General features: G+C 67.9%; 22 protein-coding genes and 2 pseudogenes. 17 read left to right on the top strand and 7 right to left on the bottom strand.

Translation table 11 applies throughout. The features are described from left to right. Positions 1-660: 660 nt before the first annotated feature. A complete protein-coding gene (locus tag AB0D14_RS35365) occupies positions 661-1,224 on the bottom strand; it encodes a hypothetical protein (protein ID WP_362787206.1) in 564 nt (187 codons plus the stop codon). 483 nt (positions 1,225-1,707) lie between these two features. On the opposite strand from AB0D14_RS35365, the gene AB0D14_RS35360 reads away from it, so the two are divergent. The 3 genes from AB0D14_RS35360 to AB0D14_RS35350 all read left to right on the top strand — a co-directional run bounded on the left by AB0D14_RS35360 (position 1,708) and on the right by AB0D14_RS35350 (position 6,006). Then, complete coding sequence (locus AB0D14_RS35360; protein ID WP_362787205.1) at positions 1,708-4,032, top strand: MMPL family transporter; 2,325 nt, start codon at positions 1,708-1,710, stop codon at positions 4,030-4,032. A 131-nt stretch (positions 4,033-4,163) separates the two neighbouring features. Next, positions 4,164-5,321: a sensor histidine kinase gene (locus AB0D14_RS35355; RefSeq protein ID WP_362787204.1), complete on the top strand. Its 1,158-nt coding sequence runs from the start codon at positions 4,164-4,166 to the stop codon at positions 5,319-5,321. A 16-nt stretch (positions 5,322-5,337) separates the two neighbouring features. Beyond that, positions 5,338-6,006, top strand: coding sequence for a response regulator transcription factor (locus AB0D14_RS35350; protein WP_362787203.1), 669 nt, complete (start codon positions 5,338-5,340; stop codon positions 6,004-6,006). Between the two features lie 108 nt (positions 6,007-6,114). Here AB0D14_RS35350 and AB0D14_RS35345 read toward each other — a convergent pair whose 3' ends face one another. Both AB0D14_RS35345 and AB0D14_RS35340 read right to left on the bottom strand, forming a co-directional pair. Further along, complete coding sequence (locus AB0D14_RS35345; protein ID WP_362787202.1) at positions 6,115-6,585, bottom strand: hypothetical protein; 471 nt, start codon at positions 6,583-6,585, stop codon at positions 6,115-6,117. 505 nt (positions 6,586-7,090) lie between these two features. Beyond that, positions 7,091-7,945, bottom strand: a complete 855-nt coding sequence (locus tag AB0D14_RS35340; protein WP_362787201.1) for an enoyl-CoA hydratase/isomerase family protein — start codon at positions 7,943-7,945, stop codon at positions 7,091-7,093. 146 nt (positions 7,946-8,091) lie between these two features. On the opposite strand from AB0D14_RS35340, the gene AB0D14_RS35335 reads away from it, so the two are divergent. The 9 genes from AB0D14_RS35335 (at position 8,092) to AB0D14_RS35295 (ending at position 16,774) form a co-directional block, all read left to right on the top strand. Beyond that, on the top strand, positions 8,092-8,727 hold the full coding sequence (locus tag AB0D14_RS35335) for a TetR/AcrR family transcriptional regulator (RefSeq protein ID WP_362787200.1): 636 nt from the start codon (positions 8,092-8,094) through the stop codon (positions 8,725-8,727). Positions 8,728-9,059: 332 nt separating this feature from the next. Beyond that, complete coding sequence (locus AB0D14_RS35330; RefSeq protein ID WP_362787199.1) at positions 9,060-10,298, top strand: amidohydrolase family protein; 1,239 nt, start codon at positions 9,060-9,062, stop codon at positions 10,296-10,298. A gap of 76 nt (positions 10,299-10,374) precedes the next feature. Then, positions 10,375-11,853 (top strand): MFS transporter, encoded by a 1,479-nt coding sequence (locus tag AB0D14_RS35325; RefSeq protein ID WP_362787198.1) that lies wholly within the window; start codon positions 10,375-10,377, stop codon positions 11,851-11,853. After that, positions 11,850-12,230, top strand: coding sequence for a RidA family protein (locus AB0D14_RS35320; RefSeq protein WP_362787197.1), 381 nt, complete (start codon positions 11,850-11,852; stop codon positions 12,228-12,230). Before AB0D14_RS35325 ends, AB0D14_RS35320 begins: the two co-directional genes overlap by 4 nt. A 34-nt stretch (positions 12,231-12,264) precedes the next feature. After that, positions 12,265-13,221, top strand: coding sequence for a threonine/serine dehydratase (locus AB0D14_RS35315; protein ID WP_362787196.1), 957 nt, complete (start codon positions 12,265-12,267; stop codon positions 13,219-13,221). A 16-nt stretch (positions 13,222-13,237) separates the two neighbouring features. Then, complete coding sequence (locus tag AB0D14_RS35310; RefSeq protein WP_362787195.1) at positions 13,238-13,771, top strand: hypothetical protein; 534 nt, start codon at positions 13,238-13,240, stop codon at positions 13,769-13,771. Further along, complete coding sequence (locus AB0D14_RS35305) at positions 13,771-14,358, top strand: thiamine pyrophosphate-dependent enzyme (protein ID WP_362787194.1); 588 nt, start codon at positions 13,771-13,773, stop codon at positions 14,356-14,358. The genes AB0D14_RS35310 and AB0D14_RS35305 overlap by 1 nt, the downstream gene beginning before the upstream one ends. Next, the gene (locus tag AB0D14_RS35300) at positions 14,355-15,734 is read left to right on the top strand and encodes an aldehyde dehydrogenase family protein (RefSeq protein ID WP_362787193.1); all 1,380 of its coding nucleotides are present in this window, start codon (positions 14,355-14,357) and stop codon (positions 15,732-15,734) included. Before AB0D14_RS35305 ends, AB0D14_RS35300 begins: the two co-directional genes overlap by 4 nt. A gap of 32 nt (positions 15,735-15,766) precedes the next feature. Next, the gene (locus tag AB0D14_RS35295; RefSeq protein WP_362787192.1) at positions 15,767-16,774 is read left to right on the top strand and encodes a homoserine dehydrogenase; all 1,008 of its coding nucleotides are present in this window, start codon (positions 15,767-15,769) and stop codon (positions 16,772-16,774) included. A gap of 57 nt (positions 16,775-16,831) precedes the next feature. Here AB0D14_RS35295 and AB0D14_RS35290 read toward each other — a convergent pair whose 3' ends face one another. Then, on the bottom strand, positions 16,832-17,854 hold the full coding sequence (locus AB0D14_RS35290) for an Lrp/AsnC family transcriptional regulator (protein ID WP_362787191.1): 1,023 nt from the start codon (positions 17,852-17,854) through the stop codon (positions 16,832-16,834). A gap of 449 nt (positions 17,855-18,303) precedes the next feature. Here AB0D14_RS35290 and AB0D14_RS35285 point away from each other — a divergent pair, with 449 nt between their 5' ends. Both AB0D14_RS35285 and AB0D14_RS35280 read left to right on the top strand, forming a co-directional pair. After that, positions 18,304-19,269 carry an ROK family protein gene (locus tag AB0D14_RS35285; protein ID WP_362787190.1) on the top strand — a complete coding sequence of 322 codons (966 nt, stop codon included), beginning with the start codon at positions 18,304-18,306 and terminating at the stop codon, positions 19,267-19,269. Positions 19,270-19,331: 62 nt separating this feature from the next. Beyond that, a pseudogene (locus AB0D14_RS35280) lies at positions 19,332-19,988 on the top strand (LacI family DNA-binding transcriptional regulator); the annotation flags it as partial. Positions 19,989-20,172: 184 nt separating this feature from the next. Here the strand turns inward: AB0D14_RS35280 and AB0D14_RS35275 are convergent. Further along, on the bottom strand, positions 20,173-20,607 hold the full coding sequence (locus AB0D14_RS35275) for a DoxX family protein (RefSeq protein WP_362787189.1): 435 nt from the start codon (positions 20,605-20,607) through the stop codon (positions 20,173-20,175). A gap of 602 nt (positions 20,608-21,209) precedes the next feature. Between AB0D14_RS35275 and AB0D14_RS35270 the strand changes: the two genes are divergently transcribed. The 3 genes from AB0D14_RS35270 (at position 21,210) to AB0D14_RS35260 (ending at position 23,713) form a co-directional block, all read left to right on the top strand. Then, the gene (locus AB0D14_RS35270; RefSeq protein WP_362787188.1) at positions 21,210-22,436 is read left to right on the top strand and encodes a histidine kinase; all 1,227 of its coding nucleotides are present in this window, start codon (positions 21,210-21,212) and stop codon (positions 22,434-22,436) included. Continuing rightward, entirely contained in the window at positions 22,433-23,110 is a 678-nt protein-coding gene (locus AB0D14_RS35265) for a response regulator transcription factor (protein ID WP_362787187.1), read from the top strand. Before AB0D14_RS35270 ends, AB0D14_RS35265 begins: the two co-directional genes overlap by 4 nt. A 408-nt stretch (positions 23,111-23,518) precedes the next feature. Then, complete coding sequence (locus AB0D14_RS35260) at positions 23,519-23,713, top strand: hypothetical protein (protein ID WP_362787186.1); 195 nt, start codon at positions 23,519-23,521, stop codon at positions 23,711-23,713. Between the two features lie 299 nt (positions 23,714-24,012). Here AB0D14_RS35260 and AB0D14_RS35255 read toward each other — a convergent pair whose 3' ends face one another. Both AB0D14_RS35255 and AB0D14_RS35250 read right to left on the bottom strand, forming a co-directional pair. Beyond that, positions 24,013-24,663 carry a hypothetical protein gene (locus AB0D14_RS35255; RefSeq protein WP_362787185.1) on the bottom strand — a complete coding sequence of 217 codons (651 nt, stop codon included), beginning with the start codon at positions 24,661-24,663 and terminating at the stop codon, positions 24,013-24,015. Positions 24,664-24,872: 209 nt separating this feature from the next. Continuing rightward, positions 24,873-25,131, bottom strand: a pseudogene (locus tag AB0D14_RS35250) (ATP-binding protein); the annotation flags it as partial. Positions 25,132-25,217: the final 86 nt, after the last annotated feature.

The raw sequence follows: 25,217 nt of genomic DNA, 5'->3' as shown, positions 1-25,217 counted from the left end.
GCCCCGGAAGACCGTCACATCACCCTTTGACCCGCGACTTCAAGTTGACGGAAGCTCGATCGCTCCGCCCGGGGCGCCACGCCGAACTGGGTGAGCGCGGCGACGGCCGAACTCGACACCAGGAGCCCCGTACACGCCGCCGAACAGCGCAGTGAGCCGCGCCGGCCAGCCCCACACCGCAGGTCTGTAACGGACGGCGGACTCGGTGCGCATACAGGGCCGGTCGCAGTCTTGATTTCCGTGAATGCCGGTGCGTGTGGTGGTCCGGCCGGGAATGCGGCAGTGGATGACCGCACAACTCCGCGTGCGGCAGTTTTCACGCGGGGATCAGTCCCGTCACTGTCGATCACTGTCCAGCCGGCCAGCGGCACCCCTTCCATCTCGACCTCGGGAAAGCCCTCGGGCCGTTTGCGGAGCAGTTCGTAGACGCGGCGGCGTACTGTCGCCCGGGCTCGCCCGGCCCGGGCACGGGCGAGTTCGTCGAGTTCCTTCGGCGTCCGCCACGCGGTGGGGTGGGAGGCGACCGGCCCGAAGACGGGCCGCCCCGGGAGAGGGCGCCACCGTCGCCCTGGTTCTCGCCTCCGACGACTCCAGCTATGTCAACGGCCTAGAACTGGGCCTCGCCGCACTCCTGAAGACCGTGAGCGCCCGAAGTGACGGTCACTCGGCATCGGTTGGCGACGGGACGTCAAAGGCGTTGAGTATCACGGAGATGCTGGAGTACTGCGCGATCAGGAAGACGAGCTCCGCCGTGCCCTGCTCGCCGAAGGACTCGACCGCACAGCGGTAGAGCGCTCCCGGAAGCGGCGCGCCCGAGTAGAGGCAAGCCGCCACATCGTGAGCGACCAGTTCCTCCGACGTCAGAGCCGAGGGCCGCTGTCCTGCCACCAGACCTGCGACGACGCTCTTGGACAGGCCGACCGCCAACGCGACCCTGCTGTGAGAATAGAGTTCGTAGGCCGCGCCGTACCGCGATCCGATGGTGAGGATGGCTACTTCGCGCACGCGCGTCGCGAGCACGCTGCCGCTCGTGACGGTCGTGAACCACTCCAGCAGGGGCCGGGCAAGGCCGGGAAAGCGCAGCATCACGGGGAACGGGCCGATCAGCGCGCCGTTCTCGTCCGTCGAGGTGAAGGGTGTCCGCAGCCCATCCATCATCCGCCGAACATGCTCGTCGAGCACGCGCTGCTCGTCCGACAGAGCACTTGGCTCGATAGCGGGCATCCTCATGATTTCCTCCTGCGTGTGACGGGGCTGCTGCGATGGCCGGCGGGGAGCTTGAGGACGCTGAGGGTCGGGCGGACGTTGGACAGTTGGCTGCGGTCCGGGCTCCCGAGTGGGTGGCCGCCTCGCGATCTCCTGAAGCCGGGCGGTACCGAGGTGGACTTGCCGACCACCATCCATCGACGTCATTTCACAAAGTACACTGGCAAGTGTGATTTTAGGAATGTGGAGTGCGCCGCGTCCCACGGCGTGCCCGCGCACTTTCCGTCCTGAGTGCGCCGAACTCGGCCAGAACGCCGCTGCCGGTGGGGACTTGGTGCGCCTGCGCCGAGGTGGGTGGCGTCGTAGTTCTCACGGCGGAGGGCCGCGGTGAGCCGTACTTGAAACTCAGTAGGCGGATTGTCGCACCACTGATGACGACTCGGCATGGTGCTTGTCGAGAGGCTGAAGGGGTTCCCGACACGAGATACGGAGACTTCTTCGATGGCGACCTTCTTGTACCAACTGGGCCAACGGGCCTTCCGGCGGCGTCGGTGGGTGGCCCTGATGTGGGTGGCTGTGCTGGCCGTCGTCGGCATTGGCGCCCTCAGCGCTGCGGAAGCCCCTGACGATTCGTCGTCGATGCCGGGGATCGAGTCCCAGAAGGCGTTCGACCTCATCAACGAGCAGTTCCCCGGCAGCGAGGCGAACGGCGCGAGCGCCCGGATCGTCTTCGTCGCGCCGGACGGCCAGAAGATCACTGCGGCAGGCCACCGATCGGCCGTCGACCGGTTCCTCACCGAGGCGGCCGACGGACCACAGGTCGCCGACGTGTCGAGCCCGTTCGACGGACCGGGGCTGAGCAAGGACAAGAGCACGGCCTACGCCACGGTCACGTACAAGACCAAGGACGACGAGCTCACCGATGCCAGCAAGAAGGATCTGGAGGGGGCTGTCGAGGAGGTCCGCGACACGGGCCTGACCGTCGAGGTCGGCGGAAGCGCGCTGGCCACCGAGGCTCCCGCCGGAATGGGCGAGATCGTCGGCGTCCTCGTCGCGGCGATCGTACTGCTGATCACCTTCGGCTCCTTGGCAGCGGCAGGGCTTCCGCTGATCACGGCCGTCATCGGCGTCAGCATCAGCCTGGCCGGGATCACCGCTCTCGCCAACGCCTTCGGACTGTCCTCGACCAGTGGCGAGTTGGCCATGATGCTCGGTCTCGCGGTCGGTATCGACTATTCACTGTTCGTGGTCTCCCGCTACCGGGAGGAACGGGCGAAGGGGTGCACTCCGGAGGAGGCCGTCGGTCTGGCCCTGGGCACGGCTGGTTCCGCGGTCGTCTTCGCCGGCCTCACGGTCGTCATCGCGCTGGCCGGGCTCTCGGTGATCGGTGTACCGATGCTGACGAAGATGGGCCTGTCCGCCGCAGGAACGGTCGTCATCGGCGTACTGATCGCGCTCACCCTGGTTCCCGCACTGCTCGGCTTCTGGCCGAACGCCGTCCTCGCCCGTCAGACCCGTAGCGGCCGGGCCCGCAAGTCCGAGCGGGCCTTGCGAATCCCCAGGATCAGGATCCGCCGCCGCGGCCGGCAACTCAGCAAGAGTCAGGAACCCGGCGAAAGCCAGGCACCCCGCAAGAACCGGGAACCCCGCAAGCGCGCGGAAGCCGGAAGCTGGAGCGTCCGCTGGGCGAGCTTCGTCCTGCGACGGCCCGTAGCGGTGCTGCTCGTCACCGTCGTCGGCCTGGGCGCGCTCGCCGTGCCTGCCCTTGATCTGCGGCTGGGCATGCCGGGTGACGAGGCCAAGCCCACTTCGACCACTGAACGCCGTGCCTACGACGCCCTCGCGGAGGGCTTCGGCCCCGGGTTCAACGGTCCGCTGACGATCGTCGTGGACGCACGGGACGCTGACGACCCGAAAGCCGCGGTAGAGACGGTCGCCGAGAGGATCGGCGCCACCAAGGGCGTCGTATCGGTCTCCCCGGCCCAGTTCAACGAGGCCAAGGACACCGCGGTGCTGTCTGCCACACCCTCCACCGCTCCCAGCAGCGAGCAGACCAAGAACCTCGTCCACACCATCCGCGACGAGCGCCCGGCGACGGAGACCGAGACCGGCGCCACCTTCGAGGTCACCGGCACCACAGCCTTGAACATCGACATCGCCAAGAAAATGCAGGACGCGCTGATCCCCTACCTCGTGGTCGTCGTGGGCCTGGCCTTCCTCCTGCTGATGGTGGTCTTCCGTTCCGTACTGGTGCCTCTCAAGGCGGCTCTCGGCTTCCTCCTGTCGGTTCTCGCGTCCTTCGGCGCCGTGGTCACGGTCTTCCAGAACGGCCACGGGGCCAGTCTCCTCGGAGTCGATCAGACCGGGCCGATCATGAGCCTGATGCCGATCTTCCTGGTGGGCATCGTCTTCGGACTCGCCATGGACTACCAGGTGTTCCTGGTGTCCCGGATGCGCGAGGCATACGTCCACGGGGAAGGAGCCGGTCAGGCGGTAGTCTCCGGATTCCGCCACAGCGGCCGGATCGTGGTGGCGGCCGCGCTGATCATGATGGCTGTGTTCTCGGGCTTCATGACGGCCGGCGATTCCATGGTCAAGATGGTCGGCTTCGGCCTCGCCACCGCCGTCCTGTTCGACGCGATCGTCGTCCGGATGGCCCTGGTTCCTGCTGTGCTCGCGCTGCTGGGCAAGCGGGCCTGGTGGCTCCCCGGCTGGCTGGACCGACTGCTGCCGCGGGTGGACATCGAGGGCGAAGCCCTCAACCGCCGGGCCACTGAACTCCCTGCCCCGACCGATGAATCACACCAGGACATGGTGCGCGTCTGACCGACACACCAGGGGAGGGGCCCCATGCCCGGCATGGGGCCCCTCCCCGCTCCACGACCACTCCGGGCCAGACCGGCCGAAGGAACAACCGTCGGCATGTCGGGACCGGACCCACCCCAGCGGAGAACCTCATGCTCGCGACTTGGCGGCAATACGCCGGCCAACACCCCAGGCTCGTCGAAGCGGGGTTCCTGTTGCTGGTGTACGCGGCCACCAGCAACCAGTACAACGAAGGGGGACCAGGCCGGTGGCCCGGACTTCTCTTCGCCACTGCCGCGTGCTCTTCGCTGCTGGCGCGGCGCAGCCATCCAGGAGCGGTCGTCGCGGTCACCTCGGTCTGCGCCGCGATCTCCGGCAGCATCGGCCACCTGATCAGCCCTCTCCTGCTGCTCCCCGTGATCGTGGCGCTCTACGAACTCACCCTGCTCACCCCGCAGAAGACCGCGCACGCCTACGGCACCGCCGTGATCGCGCTGATCGTCCTGACCGCCCTTCTCTCCGACGACAACAACCAGCCCTGGGGACTCAAGACGGTCAGTCCCGCCTTCTGGATCATGCTCCCGGTCGTTCAGGGCTCGGCGATCCGGGCCCGGCGGGCCTACCTGGAAGCCGTTCACACACGAGCCGAGCACGCCGAACGTACACGGGAGGAGGAGGCACGCCACCGCGTCGCCGAGGAACGGATCCGCATCGCCCGCGAACTCCACGACGTCGTCGCCCATCACATGGCCCTGGCCAATGCGCAGGCCGCCACCGCTGCGCACCTCGCCCGAACCCGACCCGAGCAGGCGCAGACGATTCTTTCCGAGCTGGGCACCACGACCTCATCGGCGCTGCGCGAACTCCAGGCCACCGTCGGCCTTCTGCGCCAGGCCGACGACCCTGAGGACCCTCTTGAGCCGAGTCCCGGACTTGGACGTCTACCCGAGCTGGCATCCGCTTTCGGCGCCGCCGGCCTCACCGTCCTCGTCACAGTGGACGGCCAGACACGGCCCTTGTCACCCGGAGTTGACCTGACCGCGTTCCGCATCACGCAGGAAGCGCTGACCAACGTTGCCAAGCACGCCGGCGCGAGCACGGCCCGAGTCGAACTCGCCTACACCATCGACCGTCTGACCCTCACCATCAGCGACGACGGCGGCACCGTCCCGCGCGCACCAGCCCCCAGCGGCGGCTTCGGCCTCATCGGAATGCAGGAACGCGCCCAGTCTGCCGGCGGCCGTCTCCAGGCAGGACACCGGCCTGAAGGCGGCTTCGCCGTCACCGCTCAACTGCCCATCCACGCCTGACTCCTGAAAGACCCTGATGACCATCCGCGTACTGCTCGCCGACGACCAGGCCCTCCTGCGGGCGACATTCCGAATCCTGATCGACTCCTGCGACGACCTGGAAGTGGTGGCGGAGGCAGCCGACGGTGCCGAAGCCGTCGACCTCACACGCGTCCATCACCCCGACGTCGTCCTCATGGACATCCGTATGCCGGGCACCGACGGCCTCGCCGCGACCTCTGTCATCTGCGCCGACACGGACCTGCAGAACACTCGCGTCCTCATCCTCACCACGTTCCAGAGCGATGAGCATGTGGCCCGGGCCCTGCGCGTCGGCGCCAGCGGCTTCCTCGGCAAGAACGTCACCGCTGATGAACTCCTCGGCGGAATTCGCACGGTGGCCTCCGGAGACGCACTTCTGTCCCCTGCAGCCACACGCTCCCTCATCACACGCTACCTCGCCACGCCCGACCGCAGCGACGGCCCGACCCCACGGGTCCTGGAGAACCTCACCCCTCGCGAGCGCGAGATGGTGGTTCTCGTAGCGGATGGGAAATCCGACGACGAGATCGCCGAGGAGGCGTGCCTCAGCCCACTGACTGTCAGAACGCACGTTCAGCGGGCCAAGACGAAGATGGAGGCACGCAGCCGCGCCCAGCTGGTTGCCATCGCCTACCAGGTGGGCCTGGTGCGACCTCTTCCATGAGGCGCTTCGATGGACCGGACTGGTTGAACCGAGTGTCTGCTACACCTGCCGGAGACCGGCCGCGTACTCGGTGTCGGCTGGGGTGTGAAGGAGACCGCGACCCAACCGTCACGGCTCGGACGGAATGCCGATCGCATCGGCCCACGCGTGAATCAACTCGTCGTGGCCGGTGAAGTGCCGGCGCCGGACGACTCCGGACGGGTCGACATGGCGTGGCTCGGAGACTCCGAACTGCTGCAGCAGGTCGACGAGGAACGGCCGTGCGGTAGTAGTGAGCCGGGGGGACAGGCACGTGGTCAGGTCTACGGCGGAACGAGCGGAGCCGACACTGGTGTACTGGCGCTTTCCTGCCGGACCGTACGCGCCACCGGCGTTGTTCCACACCTGTATCGGCGCTGTGGGGCTGGGTCCGACAGGGCAGACGACAGCGACTTCCACGGCGGCTTCGCCCAGGGCCGAGACGTGACGGGCGAAAGCCGCGTTGAGACGCAGCAACGCGATGGTGATCCAGGCGATAGCCCCCTCGCCCAGTGCCCAGACGGGTTCGCCGTCCGGGGGACTGTTCTGAAGTGCCCCCACCTGCAGTCCAGCGAGCACTGACCCGTCCGAACGGAACTCGTAGTAGTACGAGTGCGCTGTACGGCCCGGTTGCCGCGGTGGCGCGAATGTCAGCCTGTCCGTGCGGACGTCCGGGTGCTCGCCTCCGAGAGGGATCGGTGCGGGCCAGTCAGTAACCTGCCGACCGATCCATCGCCGGATGTCTCTGCCGCTCGCCGCGTTGAACTCGCCCGACGCCGGGCGGGTCGGCGACGTGCTCACCACGAGCCAAGGCGAGGTGGCACTGAGCTGTGCGGTCGCGTCGGTGACAGGTTTCCCGAGATGCTCATGTCGTTCGATCAAGCTCGTACTCCGCGTTCAAGGGATGTGTGTGCCGGGACTGAGTCGGAGGCAACAGGTCGGCCCGGCTTCGACCATGCGGAAGCCGGAAGCCGGAAGCCGGAAGCCGGAAGCCGGAAGCCGGAAGCCGGAAGCCGGAAGCCGGAAGCCGGGAGCCGGACCGACCTGTCGAGATGTCGAGATGTCGTCAGAACAGCTTGCGGGCCTCGGAGTCGGCGAGCAGTTCCGGGTCGGGCACCCGGGACTTGCTGGCGACGTTGGCGAGCATCTGGTGCGCCATGTGGAAGCCGAAGTCCTCGGCCACCGTCTTCTTCCAGTGCCGCGACACGATGTTGTGGGTGGCCCACCGCGTGTAGCGCGGCCGCTTCATGATGAACCGTGCGAGTTCCCAGGACCGATCGAGGAGCTCCTCGCGGGGGAGTACGTCGCTGACGATGCCCCACTCGAGGGCCTTGTCCGCCGGGATCGACTTGGCGGCATAGATGTAGTACGCGGCGCGCTTGGGACCCATCAGGGCTTGGAGCGCCATGTACTGACCGTCCCCGGGAGGGGAACCGAGCCAGAAGTGCGGGTCCATGAAGTCGGCGTCCGGCGCCGCGAGTGTCACGTCGCTCATCATGGCGAACTCGGTGTGCACGCCGGGGCCGTTGACGGCCGCGATGGTCGGAATGTCGATGTTGTTGGTGAAACTCTCGATGAGTTTCCAGCCGTCCGTCATCCGCTGGTGGATGTGGTCGGGATCCAGGTCGGAGGCGGGTTTGGGGTTCATCCCCTTGGGGTTGCCGGTCATCCACCGGTCACCGGTGCCGGTGATGATCAGTACCTGGTTCTCGGGATCGTTGCCGATCTCCTGCCACACACGCGTCCAGACATTGTGTGCGGCGTGGGTGTGCGCGTACGGGCCGTCGTCCGTGTGCAGGCGGACCTCGATGATGCCGTCCTCGCGCCGCATCCGGAAGAAGTTCGCGTACCTGGCCGAGTAGTCCTCGAAGTTGGGCGGAGCAAGGTAGCCCTCCCAGTGATCGGCCGGATGGAAAGCCATGTCAGTACCTCCACGTAGTGGGCGGCCGCCCCTCGGTGTTTCGAGTTCGGGCGACGCCAGGGTGGACCGGCCGACCACACGCGTCGGCCCGAGTCACAAAGTACACTCATGAGTGTGCTTTTAGGAGTCGACTGTACGCTGAGCCCATGTCGAGGGCTATCGCGGCGGTTCAGACTCCCGGGCGCCGGCGGCGTTCCGAAGGCAAGAGGGCGGCGATCCTGGAAGCCGCGGAAGCGTTGTTTCTCGCGGAGGGCTATGAGCGGGCGAGTGTCGACGCCATCGCAGGTCGGGCGCAGGTATCGAAGCGGACCGTCTACGACCACTTCGGCGACAAGGCAACGATCTTTCTGCGGGTGACCGAGCGTGCCCACGACGCAGTGGCCGACACCATTCGCTCCGCGATCGACGAGGAGCTGGCTCGGGGGCGTGACCTGCGCGAAGCCTTGACGGCGTTCGGGCAACGAGTGGTCACGCAGGCCTTTCCGTCGTCCGACTACGTGACCTTCCGGCGACTGACCTCGCAGCGATGGGCGGTACCGCAGCTGGCCGAGGCCACGCGCGACCGCCCCGAACGGATGCTGGAGGAGCGCTTCGCCACGCTGGTCGCCGACGGTGAGATCCGGGCCGCGGATCCCGGCCTCGCCGCACGCCACTTCACGGCCCTCACCATCAGTCTCGCGCTGGAGGCACTCGACGTCCGGGCGGACACCGAGGGCGGAGAGCCGGAGATTCTGGCGATCATCGTCGACGGTGTCGATGTGTTCCTGCGGGCGTACCGCTGACCAGCCCTCCGGCACGGCAGGCGGCGCCGAGTCGTTTCCTCGACGGCGCGCACGCGGGAGTGGCGCCCGTGGGGGAGCGGCCCCTGATGCCGGGAACGCCCGCAGCGCATCAATGATCGTGAGGTCGAGTGAGCCATCCATAGGTGCTTTCATGCAGCAACCCAGCACCTCAGGCAGATTTCATGCATTTTTCAGGCTGAATCTCAGGGTCGCTCTAGCGTGACGGCTGTCATGGAAAGCCAATGAGGGCAGGTCGGCGCGTGGGACTCAACGATGGAGCTGCGTTGCGGATAAGCAACGTGCGGCTCATTGACGGTGTCAGCACAGAGGCAGTGGACGATGCTGTGCTGGACGCCAACGACAACGGCTGGATCACCTACGCCGGACCGGCGGCACAGGCGCCCGAGCCGATCCCCGGTGTCAGGGCGATCGACGGTCGGGGCGGAACACTCCTCCCCGGACTGTTCGACTGCCACACCCACCTCGGTGTGGCCTCCGACCGGTCGATCCTGGAAACCGCCTTTCTGACGGACCCCGTCCTGGGTGTTCTCCAGACGACTGAACGTCTGCGCCGGACGCTCGACGCCGGAATCACATCAGCTCGAGACCTCGGTGGACTTCCCGCCGGATTCCGCGACGCCGTCGCATCGGGACTGATCACCGGCCCACGCCTGCAGACATCGGTCGGCGTGATCAGCCACACCGGCGGACACTCCGACGACACCTTCCCCGGCGGAAGAAGCCTCGGCCTCGACTACTGCGAGATCGCGGACGACGTGGTGGGCGCACGGAAGGCAGCGCGACGGATGCTGCGCTCCGGCGCCGACGTCATCAAGATCTGCACAAGTGGCGGGATCAGCAGCGCCCACGACGATCCCGACGACCAGGACCTGCTCGACGAGGAGATCACGGCGGTCGTGGACGAGGGACATCGCCACCGAGGACGCCCGGTCGCCGCACACGCACAGGGGCGGGCCGGCATCCTCGCCGCGATCCGCTGCGGTGTCACGTCGATCGAGCACGGGTTCGGCATCGATGACGAAGGATGCGACCTCATCGGAGAGAGGGGTGCCTTCCTCGTACCGACCCTGTCGACCGCCTTCCAGCCGCTGGACCCGCGGAAGACCGCGCCGTGGCGCTACGAGAAGAAGCTTCGCTGGAACGAGCGGACCAAGGAGAACATCGCCGCGGCCATCGCGCGGAAGGTGAACATCGCGGTGGGCACCGATGCCGGCATCACCCCGCACGGGCAGAACCCGTTCGAGCTGTCGTGCCTCGTGGAACTGGGCATGTCGCCGATCGACGCCATCCGCGCGGCGACATCCAACAGTGCCCGGCTCCTCGGAGTGGCGGACACACTCGGGACACTGCGCCTCGGATACGCCGCGGACCTCGTCCTCTGCGCCGAAGATCCGCTGCGGGACATCGGTGCGCTGTCGGCACCCGAGAACATCACCCTCGTCGCCCAACAGGGAATCGTCCGCAAGTGCACGCTCGCCGACTCCGGTTCGCCACAGGACCTGTCCTCGGCACCTGGACAGAGAAGCCTGCACGCCGTGGCACGCCCGTGAATCTCGTCTGCACGTCCCTCTCCGCCCTACCCCGGCACAGCCGCCTGGGGCGATCCGCAGTGGAAAGGAGCCGCTCATGCAAGACATGAGTCCCAGCCTCACCAGAGACGAGCCGGCGACCGAACTGAACACCGGCTGGACCAAGCCGGTCGTCGGCTGTGTCGCCATCCTCATCCTGGTGAACGTCATGGTCGACACTGTGCTCGCCTCGCCCACCTTCGTGCTTCCGGAGCTGAGCGACGCCTTCGACACCAATCAGTTCGCGTGGATCGATTCCAGCGCGATGCTGGCGGGAGCCACCTGGGCACCACTGCTCGGCAAGAGCGCCGACATCTACGGCAAACGCAAAGTGCTCGTGATCACACTGATGGTCGCCGGCCTCGGCGGAGTCGTGTGTCTCCTCGCGCCCCACATCAGTGTCTTCGTCCTCGGACGCGCCCTGCAGGGCGCCGCGATCGCAGGCCTGTTCCTCTCCGTCGCCATCATCCGCGACATCTGCGCGCCCAAGTTCGCCATGGTGGTGACAGGCATCGTCACCTCGGGCTCGGCCGTCTTCGGGATCGTCTCCCCTTTCATCCTGGACTTCGCCACCGAGGCGTTCGGCTGGAAGTTCGTCTTCGTGGTCTCCGCGGTGTTCGCGGGAGTGGCCGCGCTCTGCGTCCACCTCGTGATCCCGAACTCTCGCAACCGCACGCCGGGCAAGGTCGACGTCGCCGGGGCGCTCACACTCGGCGGCGGCCTCGCGGCCGTTCTCGCCTACATCAGCCTCGGCCAGGAATTCGGCTGGCTGAGGATCGCCCCGCTCGCCATCCTCATCGGTGGGCTGGCCGCGCTGACAGTCTGGTACCTCGTCCTGAGCCGTATCCCGGAGCCCGTGATCGACATCCGTGGCATCTCAGCGGTCCTCGGACTCGGTCTCCTCGTCGTCGTGATGGGCACGGGCGCCTATCGGAGCATGCTCCAGCTCTTCAGCCTGCTGATCGACGTCTCTCCCGACGAGGGCCTCGGATACGGCATCAACGGCCCCGGAGCGCTCGGCCTGATGTTCGGCATCCCATCGATCGGGATCATGCTCGGCGGCATCGTGGCGGGCGCGATCGCCACCCGCGTGGGCCCAGCCCGGCCCTTGGCCGTGGGCGTGGCTCTCGGAACGATCGCCTCCTTCGTGATGTTCTCGGCCGGCGCCGACAGCCTTCCGATCGCCGTGACCTGCTCGTTCCTGCTGAGCATGACGGCAGGCTCGTTGGTCACCTCCGGATTCAACCTCGCGTCCGTCCTCGCGCCGCCGGAGCGGCAGGGCACCGTCTCCAGCATGGTCATGGTGATGGTCGCCGTCGGTTCGGTGACGATGAGCTTCATCGGATCGGCGATCCTCGCGGCCAACGAAATCGTCGTCGACGGAGACACGGTCAACTCGTCGACCGGCGTGCACACGTACATCGCCGTCGCGGGCTGCACGTTCGTCCTCGCCGCCATCCCGATGGCCTTCCTGGTACGGAAGTTGCGAGGCCACGCGGACGTCCCCGCAGAACCCCAGCCAGGAGCAGGAGCATGACGAACCTCGCACCGACAAGTCCCTCAGGGGCGCGGCATCCGTACAGTCCCGTGCGGGCGACCGAGGCCGGACTCGTCTACATCTCGGGGCAGCTGGGCATCGCCGACGGCGACATCGTGGAGGGCGGCATCGCCCACGAGACACGACAGGCCCTGGCCAATCTCCAGAGCAAGCTGGCCTCGGTGGGCCTGGAGCTGCGGCATCTCGTGAAGATCACGGTCTATCTGGCCTCCATGGACGACCGCAACGTCATGGACGCGATCTATCAGGAGGCGCTTGTCGAGCCCCTGCCGGCCCGCACGTGCATCGCCGTCGCCGAACTGCCCTACAGGGCCCGGGTCGAGTTCGACGCCATCGCCGCCCGAGACGGGGCCTGAATGCCCAACTCCCTCATGACACGCGGTAGGAACAGTGTCTGACCTCGCAGTATCCGTCGGCGACATCCGCGCAGCGCATGTACGGATCGCCGAGGACGTGGTGCGGACCCCGCTGTTGCCCGCTTCGTGGGCGCCGGGCGACCTCTGGCTGAAGGCCGAGAACCTCCAGCCGATCGGCGCCTTCAAACTGCGGGGCGCCGTCAACGCGATCAGACGCCTCGATCCGGACGTCAGGGCCCGCGGTGTGGTCACGCATTCGAGCGGCAACCACGGTCAGGCAGTCGCGTGGGCAGCCCGAGCGGCAGGCGTCACGGCGGTGATCGTCATGCCGCAGGAGGCCATGCCCGTCAAGGTGGAGGCCACCAGAGCCCTGGGCGCCGAGGTCATCATGGCCCCCGGCGCCCGACGAGAGATTGTCGCCGAAGCCGTGGGGGCGGAGCGGGGGATGACGCTGATTCCCCCCTTCGACCATGCCGACGTGATCTCCGGTCAGGGGACGCTCGCCGTCGAGGTACTCGAAGACCTGTCCGACATCAACACGGTGCTCGTGCCGATCGGAGGCGGCGGACTCATCTCGGGAGTGGGTGTCGCCGTGAAGGCCTTGTCCCCCCGAACCCGGGTGGTCGGCGTGGAGCCCTCCCTGGCCGCGGACGCGCGCGACTCGCTCGCCGACGGGCGCCGGATCGCGTGGGACGCGCAGGCGACGTATCGCACGATCGCCGACGGAACGCGGACGCCTGTCGTGGGCGAGATCACCTTCCCGATCATCCAGGCGACGGTCGACGAGATCGTCACGGTGGACGAGGACGACATCCTCGCTGCCGTGGGCACCCTGGCGCGTCGTGCTCACCTCGTCGCCGAACCCAGCGGCGCACTGAGCGTCGCCGCCTACCTCGCCGAGCCGGGGAAGTACGGGCGGGCGGTCGCTGTCCTGTCGGGCGGCAACATCGACCCGCCCGTCCTCGCCCGCGCGCTCACCCTCCCCACCTGAAAGGAACCACACGCACATGACGTATGCGAAAGCCGTCGCCGACGGCATCTGGGCGGCAGGCACCGCGCGGGTCGGGTACATCCCCTCCGTGAGCGTGGCACCGGTCGTCAACTCGTTGGTCGCGACCGACGGCGGCACGGACGGCGTCTCGCCGCGTGTCACACCGCTCTCGCGGGAAGAAGAGGCGATCGGCGTCATGGGGGCGGTCGCGTTCACCGGCGTACTCGGCGCCGTCGTCATGCAGGACAACGGTTTCGGCAACGCGCTCACGGCACTCACGACGTTCACGCTCTCCTACCATCTGCCGTTGCTCGTCTTCGCGAACACCCGCGGGAGCCTCGGCGAGTACAACTCGATGATCCACTCCATCAGCCAGCCCGTACCCGCCCTGCTGCGCACGGTCGGGCTCCCCGTCGTCGAACTGGACCGCAGGAGCAGCGCCGAGGACTGGTACGACACCGTGAAGGAGGCCGGTGTGCACGCCGTCATGACGTATCGCCCGGTAGTGGTCCTCGGGTCGTTCTGGAACACCGACGGGAAGGCTGCCTGATGAAACGCATCGAAGCACTCCAGGCCCTCGCGGACCTGACGGGCCGGCATCCCGTGGTCGTGACGTGCGCGGCGACGAGTCGCGAGCTGGCCTCGGTCAAGGACAGCGACAACCACCTCTACCTCCTCGACGCGATGGGCCTCGTCGGATCGGTGGCGACCGGACTGGCCCTCAGCATGGCCCCCTCCGCACCGAAGGTCGTCGGCATCGAGGGCGACGGGTCGCTGCTGATGAACCCGAACGTCCTCCCGACGGGCGGATACCTGGCTCCGGACAACCTGCTCCTCGTCCTTCTCGACAACGGCGTGTACGGGTCGACCGGCGACCTGCCGACCTACTCGTCGAAGATCGACCTGGGGCGGTTCGCGGCCGCCGTGGGATGGACCACGCGATCGACGGACACCGTCGACGGCTTGAAGGCCGCCTTCGGGGAGCTGCTCACGGTGCGGGGCCCGGCGTTTCTGCATGCCCGGATCGAGGCAGGAAACGCGGCAGGCATCGAGAAGCTGCTGATCGACCCGGTTCTGGTCACGGATCGTTTCACCCGCTGGATTCGCGAGGTCCACGCATCGGCGGTCGCGGCATGACGGGAAGGGACGGCGGCATCGTCGTGGTCAACCCCACGACAGGCTACGAGCTGGGCTTCTACCCGTACACGACTCCCGAAGCCATCGACCGGGTGCTCGACGACGCGTCGGCCTCGCCGTGGCCCCGGTCCCGTGTGGAGGACCGCGTCGCGGCGATCGGCCGGCTCGGCGACGTCCTGCTGGAGCGGCGGGAGCCGCTGGCGGCGCTGATCACCCTGGAGATGGGGAAGCCGATCAGGCAGGCGCGCGCCGAGATCGACAAGTGCGTCACCGCGTGCCGCTACTACGCCGGGGAACTGCCCGAGATCCTGTGGCCGGACACCTTCGACATCGACGGCGACACCGCGATGGTCCGGGTCGTGCCGATCGGGGTCGTGTTCGCGATCCTCCCGTGGAACTACCCGTGGTGGCAGGTGATCCGGGCGATGCTTCCCGCGATCGCGGCGGGTAACACCGTCGTCCTCAAGCACGCCGAATCCGTCACCGGAAGTGCGATGGCGGTCGAGGACGTGTTCCAGGAGGCCTTCGGCGCGGGCGTCCTGCAGGCCATCGTCGTCGACGGGCCGACGGCATCGGACATCATCGAGGACAGCCGGGTCGCCGCCGTCACCTTCACCGGCAGCGATCGCGTGGGTGCGCTCGTCGCCTCGCGTGCGGGCGCCGCGCTCAAGAAGTGTGTGCTGGAGCTCGGGGGATCCGACCCGTTCGTCGTCCTCGCCGACGCCGATGTCCCCGCCGCGGCCGCCGCCGCTGTCAAGTCCCGATTCCTCAACAACGGGCAGAGCTGTATCGCGGCGAAGCGGATACTCGTCCATCGCGATGTGCATGACGCGTTCGTGCACGAACTGGTGCCGCACGTCCGCGACTTGAGAGTCGGCGACCCGGCGGAGGAGACGACCGAGGTCGGCCCGCTCGCGCGCCAGGATCTGCGTGACTGCCTGAGTGAGCAACGTGCCCGGGCCCTGGCGGCCGGCGGCCGTGTGATCGCGCAGGCCGATGCGCCCGAATCCGCTCAGGGCGCGTGGTTCTCGCCGTCGATCGTCGAAGTGGACGGGAACGGCTCGGTCCTCCTCACCGAGGAGACGTTCGGTCCGCTCGGCGCGCTCACGACCGGCGCGGACGACGAAGAGCTCATCGCCCTTGCGAACTCCTCGCGCTACGGGCTGAGCAGCAGCGTGTGGAGCACGGACCACGATCACGCCTCGTCCGTGACCGACAGGATCCACGCCGGATCGGTGTTCATCAACACGATCTCCGCGACCGACCCGCGCCTGCCCACCGGCGGCATCAAAGCCAGCGGCTACGGACGCGAGCTGGGAAAGTGGGGGGTCCACGAGCTGACCAACATCCAGGCGCTGCGGACCCGGAAGGCATGAAGGCCCGCATGGACGAGACGGAGCAAAGGTTCATGGGAGAAGTGAGTCAGGCTGATGTGGTGCTTTCCGGCTACGGGCCGGTCGGCCAGGCCTTCGTGAACCACCTGGCCAGACAGGGGGACAAGCTCGCGCGCCAACACGGAGTACGGCCGAGGGTCCGTGCCATCCGTGCCAGTTCGGCGCAGTGTTGGCTGCGCGGCAGTGAGCCCGTACCGCCACGCTCGGCATGGGGCCCGCTCGTCTCCCTGGAAGAGACGCTCGAACAGACCGCTGCCCGCGTGTTCGTCCAGGCGATCCCGTCCTCGCCCGAACTCCGGCAGCAGGCCGCGAAGGAGGCCGTCGAGGCGCTGCGCCAAGGGGTCCACGTGGTCACGGCCACCAAGAGCCATCTGCTCAGCCACTGGCGAGAACTCGACGAAGCGGCCCGCGGACTCGGTGTCATGATCAGGATTTCCGGGGCGACGGGGGCGGCCCTGCCGGCGGGAGACCTGTCGAGAACGGCGTTGCGTGGGATGGGCTGCGCGACGATTCGGGCCTGCCCGAACGGCACCGTCACGTTCGTCCTCGACCGCCTTGCCCAGGCCGATTCGTTGAGTGACGCGATCCGCGAGGCGCAGCGCCGGGGAATCGCGGAAGCGGACCCCTCGGCCGACCTGTCCGGCGAGGATGCCGCCACGAAGGTGCGACTGCTGGCCGCGCTGGCCTGGGGATGGGATCCGGCGCTGGTACGCGTGGAGACGCAGCCGGTGATCGAGGGCACCGCCGGTGAGGCCCTGAGCGCGGTGTCCCGGGATCGCCGACTGCGAGCCGTCGTCGGTGCATCCGTGGACCAGCCCTACTTCGTCCGGGTCCGGCTGGAGGAGACGCGGCCGGGCGACCCCCTGCACGCGCTCGACGGGCCGGAAAAGGCAGTGGTGTTCGGCTGCCCGGACGCGGGCGACGTGACCGTGAGCGGGGGACGCTCAAGTCCGCTGGGGGCCGCGCTCGCCCTGGTGAAGGACACGATCGAGGTCACCGCTCCCCGCACCGGGTTCATCTGATGCGACGAGGCTCGACACCCCGGTGCACCGCCGGGCGGTTCGACCAGGGAGCCGGCGTCACCGATGCTCGGCTGCGGAGTCCTCGGCCAGCAGCGGCACGGAGCGCACCGACCTTCCCTCTGAGTCCAGGACGCGGCCGAGCAGTTTGATCGTACGAAGGACCAGCGACCGGTCCTGAATCCGCAGTGCGGGCAGGACCTGTCTCATCTTCCGCTCCAGGTCGTGCGTCTCCGCCGTCGACCGCAGCCAGGCGTCGATGATGACGTTGTGAGGACCGGCCACGATGCTGCACGCCCGAACCCCCGGCAGCGTACGGATCCGCCCCTCGGCCTCCTCGAGTTCGTGGGCGTCGAGTGACCCGAAGTAGACGGCGCCGATGGCATGTCCCGAGATGAGACGCGAGGTGTCACAGCGGAAGATGATGAGTCCCGCCTCTTCCAGCCGTGTCAACCGGCGCCGCACGGCGACGGGACTGAGATCGACCTGTGCGGCGATCCGCTCGAACGACATGCGTCCATCGATGTTCAGCGCCCGGATGATGCCATGGTCGGGGGCCTGGAGGGCGGTGGCGTGATCCGGTCGGGTCCCGGCGTCGGTACGCAGTTGCCGGCGCTGGTCCTCGTTGAGTGCGCCTTCACGCCACCGACTGGCCTCCAGGGCCGACCGCGTGACGATGTGGCTGTGCAGGGATGTGACCCCGGGGACGTGCTCCACCCGGTCGAGGAGGTAGCCCGAGAGAGCCTCGAAGTCCGGGGCCTGCGCCAGCACCACGACATTCCGTGCACCAGAGGTCAACTTGACGGTGGCAGCCTCGATGTCGGCGGCGAGGACGTCCGCCACGGTGCCCGATCGCCCCGGGACACAGGTGATCTCCACCAGCGCACAGGCAGGTGTCGCGCTCCCTGCAGGGTGGGCCGTGACCCATGCGACCCCCTCGGAGTGCATGCGAGACCAACGACGGCTGATGGTTGCCGGATCCACGCCCAGCACTGGCGCCAGATTGCGCCAGCTCACGCGCGGGGCCGAGCGCACGGCGTCCACGATGGCGATGTCGAGTTCGTCAAAGGGGGAGTCCCGCATGCCGAGCCATCGGTCCTTTCGTGCACGAGAGACATCACTATCGTGGAGTGCGTGCAGCATTTTATCGGATTCTTAGGATTGTGGCGCTCGACCTGAGCCGACACGGCCGGCGCTCTCGGGAGCCCGTCGTTCGGTGAGTTCTTTGTGAGTCCTGCCGTCAAGCAGGGGCCCGTGCCGGACCGAACGTCCTGACCTGGGATTCTCCGGAGCCCCGGCGGCCGCTTCTCACATACGGCGCGCAGAATCGCCGGACTGACACCAGACACCACGGCGACTCACTCGTACACGCCCACGACGGCTGAGCCGAGATCCACACGGCTCCGGGCCGTCCCTTGCTCGGGACGGTCAGGGCCCACGAGCCGTACCTGGGGGTGGTCCAGGGTCAGGAACCGTGTCTGTGCCGGTGGTTCGGCCCGGGTTTCGGCGCGGGCGCGGACTGGCACCAGCGGATGGCTGGTGACGGCGGCGGTGCGCGCCGCCAGCTGATCGCCGAGCCGGTCCCCGTCCTGGACGTCGGTGGTACGCACGTCACCGCCGCGCTCGTCGACCCCGCGACCAGCCACCCGGTCCCGTCCTCGGTGACCCGCAAGCCTCTTGGCGCGCATGCGGACGCCGACGGCATCCTGGACGCCATCGGCCTGGCAGCCCTGCAACTGCCGACCGGTCACAGCTCGTCCTGGGGCGTGGCGATGCCGGGCCCCTTCGACTACGACACCGGGATAGGCCGTTTCACGGGTATCGGGAAGTTCGAATCCTTGTCCGACGTGGACGTGGGCGCCGGACTGCGTCAGCGGCTGGCAGACCGGGCCGGGCGCCTGTGCTTCCTCAACGACGCCGACGCGTTCGCCCTCGGCGAGTACCGGGTCGGCGCGGCCCAAGGACACGACCGTGCGGTGTGCCTGACGCTGGGCACGGGCATCGGCTCCTCCTTCCCGCGCGGCGGCCTGCCCGTGCACGACGATCCCCAGGTGCCGCCCGGCGGCCATGTGCACCGGTTGCGCATCGACGGCGCGCCGCTGGAGGAAACGGTCTCGCGCCGTGCCATCCGCCTCCACTACGCCAGGCTCACGGCTCCCCTGAACCAGCTCGCCCCTCCGGAAGAACCCGCCCTCCCGGCCGTCCACGAGATCGCGGCGCTGGCCGAACACGGCGACCCCGCCGCCTCGGAGGCATTCCGCTACGCTTTCGACGCCCTCGTCCGGGTCCTGGCTCCGTGGATCGACCGCATCGAGGCCACCGCGGTGGTCGTCGGCGGCTCCATGGCCCAGTCGTGGAACTTGATCCAGCCCGCATTCACCCAGGGGTCGGCTCGAACCGGCAGCGCGGCTGTACGAGTTCTGCCGGCCCGGCAGCCTGAGGAGGCACCGCTGATCGGGGCCGCCCACTGGGTACACGGCGCAGCGAGCGCTTCATGACAACCGGTCCGAGGCCAGTGCAAGGTCGGCCGACCCAGGCCGCTGGAGAAGGGGGAACGGGCATGACCGCTCGTCGAGGCGGCGGGCCGACCATGCATGACGTCGGGAAGCTGGCACAGGTCGGTGCCATGACCGTCTCCCGCGTACTCAAGAACGATCCCGGCGTGTCCGAAGCCACCCGCGAGCGGGTCTTCGCCGCGGTGGACCGACTCGGATACCGGCGCAACGAGACCGCGCGCAGCCTGCGCCTGGGCGGCAGCGGGATGATCGGCCTCGTCGTCACCAACCTCGCCAATCCGTTCTACTCGGGTCTCGCGCTCGGCGTTCAGGAAGTCGCCACCGAGTACGGCTTCCGGATGCTGCTCAGCAACTCCGCCGAGCAGGTCGAACGGGAACCCGGCCTTATCGACGGCCTCGTCGACCGCCAGGTCGAAGGGCTCATCGTCGTCCCCGCCGGAAGCCGGCAGCAGCACCTGGCCGCCGCCATGCGGCACGTACCGGTCGTACTCGCCGCACGGACACCCGCCGGACTCGACGCCGACTGTGTGCTGGTCGAAGACTTCCACAGGGCCCGCGAGACCACCGCTTGCCTCCTGGCCGAGGGACACACCCGCATCGCCTTCCTCGGCAATCCGCCCTCGCTCTACACCGGGGCCGAACGCCTGCGCGGGTTCTGGGCGGCGCACGACGAGGCCGGCATCCAGCCGGACAACGCGCTCACTCCTGCCCAGAACGGACCCGCGGGAGCCTGGCCGGGGCAGTGATGCCCACCGATCACGGCTCGCAATATACGAGTAGAACCTTTCGCTGAAATCTGCAGGTCAACATGCGTTCGGCGGAGCCCAGGCAGTTCACTGATCACCCAACACGATCCGACCCGTGGACGTTCGAAGGAGCGCGGGCTCAGCTCCCGGCGTGTGAGCGCGTAGCGCGCAATTGCTGGATCAGGGCGAGTGAACGGTCCCGACGGAACCACGCGATAACCCCTGCGATGACCATGAAGGTGAGTGGGGCGATCGGGCTTTCATCAACGATGAACACGTCGGTGATCACGGCGCCAGCCATGACGCCGACAAGCCCGAGCGCGGCAAGCCCTGACAAGCGCGGGACGAGCAGACCGAGGCCACCTGCTACTTCCAAGATGCCTGTCGAATAACGCAGCCACTGGCCGACGCCAATGTCTGCGAAGATCTCCACGCTCTCCTCACTACCCAGCAGCTTGCCCGGGCCGAAGTTGACGACGAACAGCGCGCCAAGGGTGATCTGGAGGACCCAGAGCGAGATGTTGCCAGCGTTCGCGCGCACGCCGCCTTCGGTGGTGGCCGTTGGCCGGTTCATAGGATGCTCCTTGGTAGTGGACGAATGAATGACTCGATGCCTGACGCGAGCAGCCCGGGATCGTCCGAAAGTTGGCCCCGGGCACCAGCGAGCCGTCGTCGAGGTCGCCGGGCCGATCATGGCCGGAGCGAGGGAATCAGCGGTGGCCGTGCAGACGAACCGTTGATGAGTTCGTCGACTCGGTCACAGCTCCACGATCCCGTAGTGGGAGCGGGCTCCGCGTCCTCCATCCATGGACAATGCGGAGTACCACAACTGCAGTAGATGCTGCAGTTTCAGGCGCCGCCTCACGTTAGAGCCGCGGCGATGGCCACTGCCGTATCGAGACTGGTCATCCTTCGGAAGCGTGGGCCAGACCGCGCACTCCTCGACCGCAGCAGACTTGGCGAGTGTGCAAGCTCCTCGACCGGCTTCCGCCGTCCAGGTATCGACCTTGACCGCGTCCCGGCTTCTTTGCAACGTGCGCTCAGAGGACAGGTTCGCCTCTGCCACCCTCGTCCAGTGGCGAGGACTCCGTACCACGGCCGTGGTAGCAACGATGGTCGATGGCTACCGCCGCCATACGACGCGAGCAGCGCCGACGATCCCGTAGCGTCCTGGTCATGGCATATCCGGTTGTCGCTCACCAGCGCATCGCGGCTCTGGCCGCACGGTACCCCCAGGCCATGGACGTGATCATCGGTGTGCTTCTCGCGCTGGTCTATCTGCTCGCCGTCTGGGACGGCAAGCCAGAAAGCCGGCACCCGGGTCGCGATCTGCATATATGGGACGGTGTGGCAGCGGTCGCCATCGTCGGGTTCATCGCAGTGCGGCGGCGTTGGCCGCGCGTGGTACTGGTCCTTACAGTGGTGGCTACGGCCATCACCATCGCGGCAGGCGAGGCGCGGGCCGCTCAGACTGTGACTGCCGCGATCGCTACGTACACCGTGGCAGACACCTTTCCTCGCCGGACGGCGTGGCTGTTCGGCGGTTCAGCTGCGGTCCTGCTCTACGGTGCGAGTCTCGTGTGGCCGGGCCCGGAGTGGCCGGGTGCCGCGTGGTGGGAACGCGGTGATCTCGGTCTCTTCGCCGGTGTCGGAATGGCCGTCGCGCTGGGCGACGCACTACGGACCCGGAGGGCGTACTTGGTGGCCGTGGAGGAACGTGCGCGCCGGGCCGAGCAGTCCCGCGAGGAGGAGGCACACCGACGGGTGATGGAGGAACGGTTGCGCATTGCACGGGAGTTGCACGACGTCGTGGCCCACCATCTCGCCCTGATCAGTGTGCAGTCCGGCGTGGCGAAACACCTGATGCACAGCAAACCCGAACAAGCAGAGACCGCGCTGGGGCACGTTCGGGACGCCGCCGGCACCGCCGTCGAGGAACTCGGCACGGTCCTCGCCGTGCTGCGGCAACATGACGACCCCGACGAGTCCACCAGGCCGGCCCCCGGCCTATCCCGTGTGCCCGACCTGCTCGACACCGTGGCTGCGGTCGGCCTGCAGGTGCGTTACCGCCAAGAGGGACAGCCCCGCCTGCTACCTGTGGCGGCCGACCTCGCCGCGTACCGCATCATCCAGGAGTCCCTGACCAACGCTCACAAACACGCCACCGGTGCCGTCGTGGAACTGCACCTCTCGTACACCCGTGCAGGCTTGACCATCAAGGTCACCACCCCCCACACCACGCCAGTCGACGTCTTTAGCGGTGGGACCGGGCACGGGCTAATCGGCATGCACGAACGCGCCGCAGCTCTCGGCGGAACCCTCCAGGCAGGACCAGTTGCCGGCGACACCTTCGCGGTACATGCCTTCCTGCCCGCGCCGAACCAGTCAGGAGCAGTTCGATGACGATCCGCGTCGTACTGGCCGACGACCAGGCCCTCATCCGGGCAGGTTTCCACGCCTTGATCGAGTCCGCGAACGATCTGGAGGTGGTCGGCCAGGCCGGCAATGGCCGCGAGGCCGTCAACCTGGTGCGCAGCGCCCGCGCCGACGTCGTCCTGATGGACATCCGGATGCCCGTCATGGACGGGCTCGAAGCCACAAAAGCCATCACCCGCGACGAGTCACTCGCCGGAGTACGGGTCCTCATCCTCACCACCTTCGAGCTGGACGAGAACGTGCTCCTCGCCCTGCGCGCGGGCGCAAGCGGATTTCTGAACAAGGGTGTCGAACCCGACGACCTTCTCGCCGCCATCCGCACCGTGGCTGCAGGCGAAGCGCTGCTGTCGCCGGGCGCCACCCGCAGCCTGATCAACCGCTTCCTCAGCGAGCCCGACCGCCCGCCGATCCCCAAGACGGCGCTGGACGTACTGACCGACCGGGAACGCGAGGTCCTCGCCTTGGTCGCAACCGGACTGCCGAACGAAGACATCGCCAGCCAGCTGTACGTGTCCACACTTACCGCGAAGACCCACGTCAACCGGACCATGACGAAACTCGGCGTTCATAGCCGAGCCCAGTTGGTCATTCTCGCCTACGAAAGCGGCCTGATCCGCCCGGGCACGCCTCCCCCGAGCTGACACCTCGTGGCGTGCGCCCCTCACTTCGATCGCCAGAAGAGTCCAGCCGGGCGGGGAACTTGGAGTTGGATCGTTCCGGATGGACTGTGGGAGATCGCACCGCACCGCAGGTGCGCGAGGGTGAGCAGGGTCTGGCGGCCGGCAGGCAGGCGTCGCCACCGTGTACCGATCTTCGCCTGCCTCGTGGCGAGTTGACCGGTAAAGAACCGCAGGGGCTCGTTCACTCGGGCCCCGTGCATGGTGGCCATGCACGGGGCGGTCAACGTAGTTGAAGCGGGAGGCGTACCAACCAGTTTCTTACGAGATGTTGACACGATGACCAACCGACTCCACTCAGGCTCCTGAACCGGCAAGCCTGGCCCCTCGCCACCGGCCCGAATGGCGTGGCACAACCACGAGGAGTCGAGCATGAGCAGGCCCAACGACCGCGACAACCACAAGCCCACAGCACCGAGTCCACTGAGTGTCATCGGCTGCGGATACCTGGCGACCGCAGCCGTCCGAGCCAAGGCGACTGTTGCCCTGGCCGACCAGCCAGTCCGTACCGCCACCAAGCAGACCACGCCCTCGGCGTCCAGGACGACAGCTGACACAGACCGCTGAGAGGTACCGGCAGCCCATGCCAGCAGCCCGGGGCGTACGATCAGCGGCTGCCACACCGTAGTGACCTGCGCATGCCCCTTCTGGTCGCATCGGCTTCCTGCAGCGGGCGAAGTCGCGTGGAACGGTGATCCGGCCGAGGACATGTCCGCCCGCTCCCTGTGGCGCCGAGGCGACGGCTGTGCAGCAGAGTCATGTTGTAGGCGGCCACAGCCCGGGGCTCGGTCCCGGCGGTCGCGTTGCCCTCCACGATGCCGGATCGGTAGATGTCCAGCACCTGTTCGGCAGGAGCCGCGGCACGGTCACTCTCCGGTCTCGTGATCGTCCGCTGGGCGGCGGGACAGCACGCCGGCTTCGCCGAAGCGGTCGCGCCCCGCTGTCCCCCAGGCGAGCAGAGCGAAGCCCAGGGCGAAGCCGAGCATCGTCCAAACGCCGCGCGGCCAGAAGATGTGGCTGTCGACGAAGGACCAGCCCGCCGCCAGGAGCACCACCGTGCCAGGAAGTACTCGGACGCCGTGCTTCGGGAGCAGCGCGACCGCGGTGGCCGCGATGGCGCCGATGAGAGCGTATGCGCCGGCCTGCCCCAGCGCCTCACCCGTGTCGTAGAGCGGGCGCTTGACCGGTCCGAGGCTCGCTGTCTCGCCGACGTGCTCGACCGCGGTTCCGGCCGCGATGCCGGCGACCGCGTCGAGGCCGGTGTAGAAGGCCGCGTAGACGAAGGCACCCGCCCAGGCCGCCACGGTGGCGAAGCCCGCGAGGCCGAGTCGGGGCCGATGCCACAGGGGGACAAGGAGGCCGACAGTGAGCAGCGGAAAAATCGGCAACAGTGCGATGTGAAGGTGCGCCCAGTCCGCGGCTGTAGATCTGGACAGCCCGTGCGGATGTGCGATGCCCACCGCAGCCAGCACGAGTGGGGCGGCGGTGACGAGGGCAATGCGTCGGATGGTCGACATGCCTGCGAGCGTAGGTGCGTGAGGGCACCCGAAACGGCCGCGTAAGAGTTCCGTAAGACGCTGGCCGTCCTCAGACCGAGGGACCCGGTGATTTGAGAACGCTGTCAGCGGCCATTGAGATACCCAGGTGAGTGGCCGCTGGTGTCCAGGCTGATGGCCATTGGAAGACCATGGGTGTGGGCAGTGGTGTTCCCGTCTGGGGGGGGGCGGTTCAAGGAGACCACTCCCTTCACGGCGAGGGCCTCGGCGAGGCGATGCGAGTCGCCCGTGGTGGTCACGAGGTGAGCGTGGTGCATGAGGCGGTCGGTGCTCGCGCCCGTGAGGGTCTTCGGCATGATCGTGTCGAAGCCCGAAGGATGGATGCTGCTGGTCACCCGCGATGCTGTGACGTTCATAAGCGGCGTCGATGATCCTGTAGAACGCTTCGGCGGTGGCCCCGTCGACCGGCAGCAGGCCAACGTCGTCCACCTATGCGGATATCCGCATAGCTGGACCTATGCGGAGACCGCGACTATGCCGAAGCGGTGTGTGTTGTTCCGCTCCTTCGTGGGGTT

This window comes from Streptomyces sp. NPDC048484 (assembly GCF_040651415.1).
Classification (GTDB): Bacteria; Actinomycetota; Actinomycetes; order Streptomycetales; family Streptomycetaceae; genus Streptomyces.
This window is presented reverse-complemented; position numbering and strand designations above follow the sequence as displayed.